Origin of the sequence: Flavobacterium sp. (assembly GCF_044368625.1) — a bacterium.
Taxonomy (GTDB): Bacteria; Bacteroidota; Bacteroidia; order Flavobacteriales; family Flavobacteriaceae; genus Flavobacterium.
In genome coordinates this window covers 1-8,050 of sequence record NZ_JBIPPD010000154.1, presented here as the reverse complement: position 1 = coordinate 8,050, position 8,050 = coordinate 1, and the positions used below count along the sequence as shown (strand labels likewise).

Here is an 8,050-nt window from a genome sequence, read left to right as displayed (position 1 = left end):
CTTTGCCTTTGACTTCGATACTACTTCCGCTAGACGATTCAATGCTGATGTAATCGGCTTCGACGTCTAGTTCTGCTTGACTTCCGCTCGAAGATTTTACTGCTAATGAATTGGATTTCAATATATTTTCGCTTACTATTGTTGCGCCACTAGACGATTTTAAACTACTGATTATGGGTAAACTTACGCGAACAACAGGAGTTTCGTCCGTTTCATAATTGCCGTTGGAACTTATAATTAATACGCCATTTTCGACAACAGTTGTAATCATCGGTTGAATGTTTTCGTCTGTTTCTACTTCCACCAAGCGAACATCTTCCTGCGAAACAATCACTTCTAAACCGCTATTCACCTCTATTTTCTCAAAACTTTCGGTCATTGTTCGCGTTTGAGTTACGATGTTTCCGTTTCCTTTTTCTCCGCTAAAATCAAAGGATGTTTGACACGATACAACTGTAAATAGGATTGTCAATACAAGAAATGATTTGCTCCATAAAGTCGTTTTTGATTTCATACTTAATTTGTTTTAATGATTATGCCGTTTTTGTCCACCGTTAATTTGGTAGTGCTGCTCGTTGTTTCAGATGTAATAATTTCTTTACCGTTTACTTTCAAAATTACTTCTCTAATGGTATCGGAGGAGGCATCATAACCTGTTTCCACATCATTAAAGTCATTTTCAGAGAGCGGACAATTTAAACACCTTACTTGCGAATTATTCACTTTGTAAATATAATTATCTGAACTGTAATGCAAGTTGAAAAATTCATCATCACTTCGGTCGAAATTTTCTACCGAATTATCCACTTTAAATAAAGCACCTTCTGGTAAATAAAGTGTTAGTTCTACTTCCTGATCTCTGAATTTATTTTTTAGATCTGTAAGGAGGTAGTTGTCTAATATAAGCTGGTTTCCTTCAAACTTATATCCGTACTGAATTTTCTCCGCTTTGTTTTTGGCAACACCCAAATCTCTACCTTTTGCCTGCTTTTCGATTTGCAAATAAGGCATTTTTTCATCCGTTTTTACAATGGTCAATGATACATTGTTGGAATAAATGATTTGCTGATCGGTAGAATCTTGGGAAATTTTAAAATCAGTATGATCATTTAAACTTTTAGAAAAGTAATCATTGTGCACAAATTTAATCTGTAACGTATCCTGAGGATTCATCGTCAACATTTGCTTAGCCACGGTTCGACCTTGTGTCGAATATTCTAACATTTGGTTCATTCCAATAGTAATCAGTAATCCAATTGATACAATCCACAATGCAAACAAGGTATAGTTTACAATATTTCCTAAAGATTTCATATTGGTAATCAATAGTTTAAAGCCTAAAATCATTAGATAGAAAAACGGAATCCCGATAGCAAAAAATACCAGTAGTCCAAAAGTCCACACGGGAAAATCAGAAAAATTTCCAGCTTGGATAAAGTCGCTCCACGGAAATTCTACAAAAGCAGCACTACCTAAAGTGAAAATTCCGATCAATAACATAACTAGTACAGGCAGAGCGGTTAAAATCAAGATCACTCCTAGAACTTTTGCAAAAGCTTTAAAAATAACCATAAACACTTTTCCCACGTTAGAGGCAATTCGATCGACTCCCGTTTTTACTTGGTTGCCCATTGCGTCGTAATTGGCGTTTTTGAATTTTTCAGAAACGTTATCAAACTCCTCTCGCACTTTTTTTTCAATATTTGAAATATTTACGGGTTCTCCAGTCATTTCAAGTTTTTCTGACGTGGTAACCGCTTCCGGCATTACAATCCATAAAATGATATACGGAATAATTCCAAAAGCAAAAGTAAATAGTAGAATCAAAAAGAAAATACGAATCCACACTTTATCAATACCAAAGTAATGTCCCAATCCGGCTAAAACACCACCTATCATTCCGCCGTCTTTATCACGGTATAATTTTTTTGTTCCTTTGGTTTGGTAGGTATAATTTGCTTTTGCACTTTCGTTTTCGTCGTTATCCAAGCGGTAATCTTCTGGTTGACCCATAACGGCAATCACTTCGTCCAATTCTCTTAAACTGATGACTTGTTTGCCGTTCGAATGCTTTTCAGCAAATAGTTCAGCAATTCGCATTTCGATATCTTTGATAATTTCGTCTTGACCGTTAGAGTTGGTAAGTGAGCGTTTAATCGCTTCAAAGTAGCGCGACAATTTTTGGTAGGCCTCTTCGTCGATATGAAAAAACATTCCACCTAAATTAATATTTACAGTTTTGTTCATGACTTGTTAGTTTTGAGTTGTGATTATAGTTACAGCGTCTGATAGTTCCGTCCAGGTTCCGCTTAATTCGTTTAAAAATGTATGTCCTATTTCTGTTAATCCGTAGTATTTTCTAGGTGGTCCAGAAGTTGATTCCTCCCAACGGTAGTTGAGTAATCCGTCGTTTTTGAGTCGGGTGAGGAGCGGATAAATCGTACCTTCCACAACTAACAATTTTGCGTTTTTCAGTGTTTCTAATATTTCAGAAGTATAGGCATCTTTTTCTTTTAAAACCGATAAGATGCAAAATTCTAAAACACCTTTCCGCATTTGGGCTTTTGTGTTTTCTATATTCATAATTGTCTTTTTTTAAATCGTTTCTCTTTCATTTTCATTTTTCAGATTCGTGTTTTCGTCCCATAAAAGGAACGCTGGTTTGTCTTGGAAACAAGTTTCTTGTGGTTTCCAATTTGCATGTGAACAAATCTCCGTTTGGGAGAAAGACGTTTGCATTGTATGCTCGTCTGTGGCAAATAGCCCTGTGATGAATAAGGCTGCTGTGATGATTACTTGTAACATAATTGTTCTTTTTTTGATTGATGATTGAAACCTTTTAGAGTGATGAGCTCTCTGATTATTTTAAAAAATTGATGGTAAATGGGTATCTGAAATGCGTTTTTTGCGAGGTCTTTAGAGCGGCATAAATTATCAAAAAGAATTCTGCGGCTTTCATTGTACAGAAAATCACAATCGCAATAGCTACAAAAATTAATCCGCCGGATACTTCTGCAAAGTTGAAATTCTCAAAAACAAAATCAGCATCTTCATGCAATGTAAAACTGCTGCTACTGAAAAGGGTGAACAATGCAACCGGTATAGCAATAAGCGCCAAAATCAACGAGTAAATAAACAGACTCAATTGAAAATTGATAACTTGTTTGCCCTGTTCGTCCACATATTCCGATTGGTCTTTGGACGATGCCCAAATGATAATTGGAAATATAAAGTTTCCAAAGGGAATAAAGTATTGCAACAAACTAGTCAAGTGAATTGCCGTTGCTGTGTTTGAATGTGTGATTTTTTCCATGATTTAAAGTATATAGTATTTTCTTATGCAAATATATGTTCAAAAGACAGTATCTTGTTTCGCATAGTACTGAATATTAACAAAAGATTAACATTGTGATATGTGAAGAATATAGTTTATTTTTACAAAAAATTATCTCAATATGGCTCTCAATACCAGTAAGCTCAATAGTTTCTTATTCCTCAAATTGCCATCGGCATTTTTATGTGGTGTTCGTGTAAAAGAAATCAATAATTCAGAATGTAAAGCCACAGTAACCCACCGATGGATCAATCAAAATCCTTTCAATTCGATGTATTTTGCAGTTCAAGCAATGGCGGCGGAACTAACCACAGGTGCATTGGTAATGAATGAGATACAGAAAAGTGGTCATAAAATATCGATGCTTGTTGCCAATAATAAAAGTAGTTTTTCAAAAAAAGCTACAGGAAAAATAACATTTATTTGTACCGATGGAATTTTGGTAAAAGAAATCGTTCGTAAAGCGATTGATACAGGAGAAGGTCAAACGGTTTGGTTAAAATCTATTGGATATAATCAAGAGCAAATTCAAGTTTCCGAAATGCATTTTGAATGGACGCTTAAAATAAAAAGTAAATATCCACGACCGTTAAACATAGCATAATTGTCTTTCAAGTTCTCTAATTTGATTGTAATTTTGATGTAAACAACAAATGGAATGAAAATTTTAATTACAGGAGCAACTGGATTAATTGGTTCAGAATTAGTAGCTCTTTTACTTCAAAACGGCATTACTATTCATTACTTAACTACTTCCAAAAGAAAAATTGAATCCCAACCCAATTATCACGGTTTTTTCTGGGATCCGAACCAAGGAATCATCGACGAAAATGCACTGATGGGAGTGGAGTCGATTATTCATTTGGCAGGAGCTACTATCTCCAAACGATGGACTCCCAAATATAAACAAGAGATTATTGAAAGTCGAATTTTATCGTCAAACGTACTTTTCAAAGCCTTAAAAGCAAATCCTCATAGCGTTAAACAAATTATTTCCGCTTCTGCAATTGGCATCTATCCCGACAATTTGTCAAAAGTATATACCGAAGAGGAACAAGAAGTAGATGAAAGTTTTTTAGGTAAAGTAGTTTTAAAATGGGAAGAATCAGTCCATAAATTTAAATTACTCAATATAAAAGTAGCTAAAATTCGTACTGGCTTAGTACTTTCTAACAAAGGAGGTGCACTACCAGAAATGATGAAACCGATAAAATTGGGCTTGGGGTCGCCTTTTGGCACCGGAAAACAAGTACAGTCTTGGATTCACATTCACGACTTGGTGGAACTTTATTTATATGCCGTGCAAAACCAATTGGACGGGACTTACAATGCTGTTGCTCCAAATCCAATAACGAATAAAAAGTTGACTCAAGAAATTGCAGCAGTTTTAAATAAACCCTTGTTTATGCCTCCAATTCCAAAACTTCTTATGTCGATTGTTCTTGGAGAAATGCACACACTGCTATTTGCCAGTCAAAATGTAAGTTCTAAAAAAATTCAAAACCACGGATTTGTATTTAAATTTAAACAAGTAGATAAAGCTTTGGTTGATTTAATAGAATAAAAAACTCCGAAATAAATCGGAGTTTCTATTAATAGTAAAGATGAATTAATAACTATTTTAATACTTTAACATCAACGGTTAATTCGATATTGTCGTCAACAAATTTGTCTTTTAAATCATCAAAAACAGATTTTGACGCATAATTCACTTTCCACTCTGTTCTATTGATCATAAACGGTTCACTTTTGATGGTCATCGAAGTACCATCGTTAGTAATCATTGCGGGAATTGTAACGCTTTTTGAAATTTCTTTCAAAGTCAAATTGCCTGTAATCATCATCTTGCCGTTTTCCTCTGTAACTTTCGTCACCTCAAAACTTCCTGTTGGATATTTTCCTACATTAAAAAAGTGGTCTTGTTCTGCTTGATCACCAGTTCCTTTTAAATGTGTTTCTAAATCTTCTTTTCCATCACCTGATTTTAAATCAGTTACTGTAATGGAATTCATATCGAAAACAAACTTTCCGCCTTCCAATTTATCAGCATTAACCATTGCTTGTCCTTCCTTCAATTTAATGGTTCCTGTATGCATTCCGGTAGGTTTAGTCCCTTTCCAGTTTATTACCGAATTTTCTAAATCTACTTTGTAGCTCGCAGAAGTGGTAGAGGCTTCCACTGTTTCCGTAGCTTCAGTGGTAGTAGTCGTTGTTTCTTTTTTACAAGATACAAAAGTGCTTAAAGAAGCCAAAAAGAGCACGCTAAAAATTCTTTTTTTCATATGTAGATATTTATTGTTTTTTACCGGTCTCCCGATAGCTATCGGGAGTAATTGTTTCGAATGTTCCTCCCGCTGATTATCGGGACTCGGGTTGCATATATCTTTATCGGGGTTTACCGCATCGGATACTATTTTATTTGGTATTCTATGACCCGAGCTTGCAACCTGCGAAGCATTTTCAAATGCACCGCAATTTCCGTTATGTGCATTCCATAGTTTCAAATATTATAGTAACAAACTTAAATAACCAACTTGAAAATTCTCTTAAAATATTTTTTTTAAAAAAATGGTTTCTGTCAATAAAGTGACAATTTGACACGGGGGATTATTTGGCAATGATTTTGACAAATAAAAATGAAAAAATGGATTTAAAAAATTTATTCAAAAATAAAGCAAAAATGACTACTGAAAACACAGAAAAAGAGTTTGATTTAACGGATGGTGCAATTGAAAATACAACAACTGAAGAGCAAGTAAACGTTGAAGAAATAAGTGTAGAAGAAAAATTGACTCAAGAATTAGCAGCAGAAAAAGACAAATTTTTAAGGCTTTTTGCCGAATTTGAAAATTATAAAAGAAGAACTTCCAAAGAGCGTATTGAATTATTCAAAACTGCCAATCAGGACGTTTTACAATCCTTATTGCCCGTTTTAGACGATTTTGACAGAGGTATAGTTGAAATCAGAAAAGCCAAAGACAAATCCTTGACTAAAGGCGTCGAATTAATCCACGAAAAACTTAAAAGTCTATTGGTTTCTAAAGGTTTAGAAGAAGTTGAAATTAAAAATGGCGACGTTTTTAACGCTGATTTTGCGGAAGTAATTACGCAAATTCCTGCTCCAACTGAAAAGTTGAAAGGAAAAATTGTGGATGTCATCGAAAAAGGGTACAAGTTGGGCGATAAAATTATTCGTTATCCAAAAGTGGTAACAGGAATGTAATCCTATAACGTACAGGTTTTTACCAAGTAAGATGTACGACATAGGGCAAATAATATAATAATGGTACTCAGTTATTAAGTGTTAATAATTAGTAAGTTTTTAAGATTTTAAATCGGTAAAATTATAGCAAATAATGGTTCGATTTAAAAAAATCAAGTTTTATGAATAAAGATTTTTATGAGATATTAGGCATCACAAAAAATGCCGATGCAGCTGAAATAAAGAAAGCCTATCGAAAGAAAGCGCTCGAATATCATCCTGATAAAAACCCAGGAAATCAAGAAGCCGAAGAAAATTTTAAAGCTGCTGCTGAAGCTTATGAAGTATTGAGCGATCCTCAAAAGAAAGCGAAGTATGATCAATTTGGGCACCAAGCATTTAGTGGCGCAGGTGGTTTTGGCGGTGGACAAGGCGGTATGAATATGGACGACATTTTCAGCCAATTTGGCGACATTTTCGGAAGTGCTTTCGGTGGCGGTGGCGGATTCTCCGGATTTGGCGGCGGTGGCGGTCAACGACGTGTTAAAGGAAGCAATTTGCGTATTAAAGTCAAATTGACTTTGGAAGAAATTGCTAATGGCGTAGATAAAAAAGTCAAAGTAAAACGTAAGATTCAAGCTTCGGGTGTTTCCTACAAAACCTGTTCGACTTGTAACGGTCAAGGTCAAGTAATGCGAGTTACCAATACAATTTTGGGACGTATGCAATCGGCTACAACTTGCACCACTTGTGGAGGTTCGGGTCAAATTATTGATCAAAAACCCTCAAACGCGGACGCACAAGGTTTGATTGTCGAAGACGAAACGGTTTCTATTAAAATTCCCGCTGGTGTAGCCGAAGGTATGCAACTCAAAGTAGCCAATAAAGGAAACGAAGCCCCAGGAAACAACAGTATTCCAGGAGATTTGATTGTGGTTATTGAAGAAGTGGAACACGAAAGTTTGAAACGCGAAGGCGAAAACTTGCATTTGGATTTATACATTAGCTTTGCCGAAGCGGTTTTAGGTGTTTCCAAAGACATCAATGCTGTGAATGGAAAAGTACGTATAAAACTGGAAGAAGGAATCCAATCTGGAAAAATTTTACGTTTAAAAGGAAAAGGAATTCCAAGCATCAATGGTTACGGAAACGGCGATTTACTTGTCCACGTTAACGTATGGACTCCCAAAACGTTGAACAAAGAACAAAAGCAGTTTTTTGAAAAAAACTTGAACGATGAAAATTTTACACCAAACCCTGAAAAGTCCGACAAATCTTTTTTCGAAAAAGTGAAAGATATGTTTTCATAATATAAAAACTTTACCTACATTTGGTCTTTACTAGTTTACTAGTGAATTCTTTTTCATAGCAATTTTTCCCATCCTTGTGCAAATAAGGGTGGGTTTTTTTTTGAAAAAACACAATTTTAGGTCGATTAATAATTTATATTTACAGTAAATCAATAAAGCAAATGAGCAACATTCTTGAAGTAAATAAAGTGGTCAAACAATACG

At 35.0% G+C, this 8,050-nt stretch carries 10 protein-coding genes; 4 read left to right on the top strand and 6 right to left on the bottom strand.

Annotated elements, in window-relative coordinates:
* From ACIQ2X_RS11410 to ACIQ2X_RS11390, 5 genes are all read right to left on the bottom strand, one after another.
* A partial coding sequence (locus tag ACIQ2X_RS11410) for a GIN domain-containing protein (protein ID WP_396179048.1) occupies positions 1-514 on the bottom strand: 514 nt, incomplete at its 3' end.
* 2 nt (positions 515-516) lie between these two features.
* Positions 517-2,247, bottom strand: a complete 1,731-nt coding sequence (locus ACIQ2X_RS11405) for a PspC domain-containing protein (RefSeq protein ID WP_396179047.1) — start codon at positions 2,245-2,247, stop codon at positions 517-519.
* Between the two features lie 6 nt (positions 2,248-2,253).
* Complete coding sequence (locus ACIQ2X_RS11400) at positions 2,254-2,583, bottom strand: PadR family transcriptional regulator (protein ID WP_022828107.1); 330 nt, start codon at positions 2,581-2,583, stop codon at positions 2,254-2,256.
* A gap of 12 nt (positions 2,584-2,595) precedes the next feature.
* Positions 2,596-2,805, bottom strand: coding sequence for a hypothetical protein (locus ACIQ2X_RS11395; protein WP_396179046.1), 210 nt, complete (start codon positions 2,803-2,805; stop codon positions 2,596-2,598).
* Positions 2,806-2,860: 55 nt separating this feature from the next.
* Entirely contained in the window at positions 2,861-3,313 is a 453-nt protein-coding gene (locus tag ACIQ2X_RS11390) for a DUF4870 domain-containing protein (protein WP_396179045.1), read from the bottom strand.
* A 142-nt stretch (positions 3,314-3,455) separates the two neighbouring features.
* Here ACIQ2X_RS11390 and ACIQ2X_RS11385 point away from each other — a divergent pair, with 142 nt between their 5' ends.
* On the top strand, positions 3,456-3,938 hold the full coding sequence (locus tag ACIQ2X_RS11385; protein ID WP_396179044.1) for a DUF4442 domain-containing protein: 483 nt from the start codon (positions 3,456-3,458) through the stop codon (positions 3,936-3,938).
* A gap of 54 nt (positions 3,939-3,992) precedes the next feature.
* Positions 3,993-4,898 carry a TIGR01777 family oxidoreductase gene (locus ACIQ2X_RS11380; protein WP_396179043.1) on the top strand — a complete coding sequence of 302 codons (906 nt, stop codon included), beginning with the start codon at positions 3,993-3,995 and terminating at the stop codon, positions 4,896-4,898.
* A 52-nt stretch (positions 4,899-4,950) separates the two neighbouring features.
* On the opposite strand, the gene ACIQ2X_RS11375 is transcribed toward ACIQ2X_RS11380, so the two are convergent.
* The gene (locus ACIQ2X_RS11375) at positions 4,951-5,838 is read right to left on the bottom strand and encodes a YceI family protein (protein WP_396179042.1); all 888 of its coding nucleotides are present in this window, start codon (positions 5,836-5,838) and stop codon (positions 4,951-4,953) included.
* Positions 5,839-5,978: 140 nt separating this feature from the next.
* On the opposite strand from ACIQ2X_RS11375, the gene ACIQ2X_RS11370 reads away from it, so the two are divergent.
* Positions 5,979-6,557 (top strand): nucleotide exchange factor GrpE, encoded by a 579-nt coding sequence (locus ACIQ2X_RS11370; protein ID WP_396179041.1) that lies wholly within the window; start codon positions 5,979-5,981, stop codon positions 6,555-6,557.
* Between the two features lie 161 nt (positions 6,558-6,718).
* A complete protein-coding gene (dnaJ, locus tag ACIQ2X_RS11365; RefSeq protein ID WP_396179040.1) occupies positions 6,719-7,846 on the top strand; it encodes a molecular chaperone DnaJ in 1,128 nt (375 codons plus the stop codon).
* The last annotated feature ends 204 nt before the right edge of the window (positions 7,847-8,050 follow it).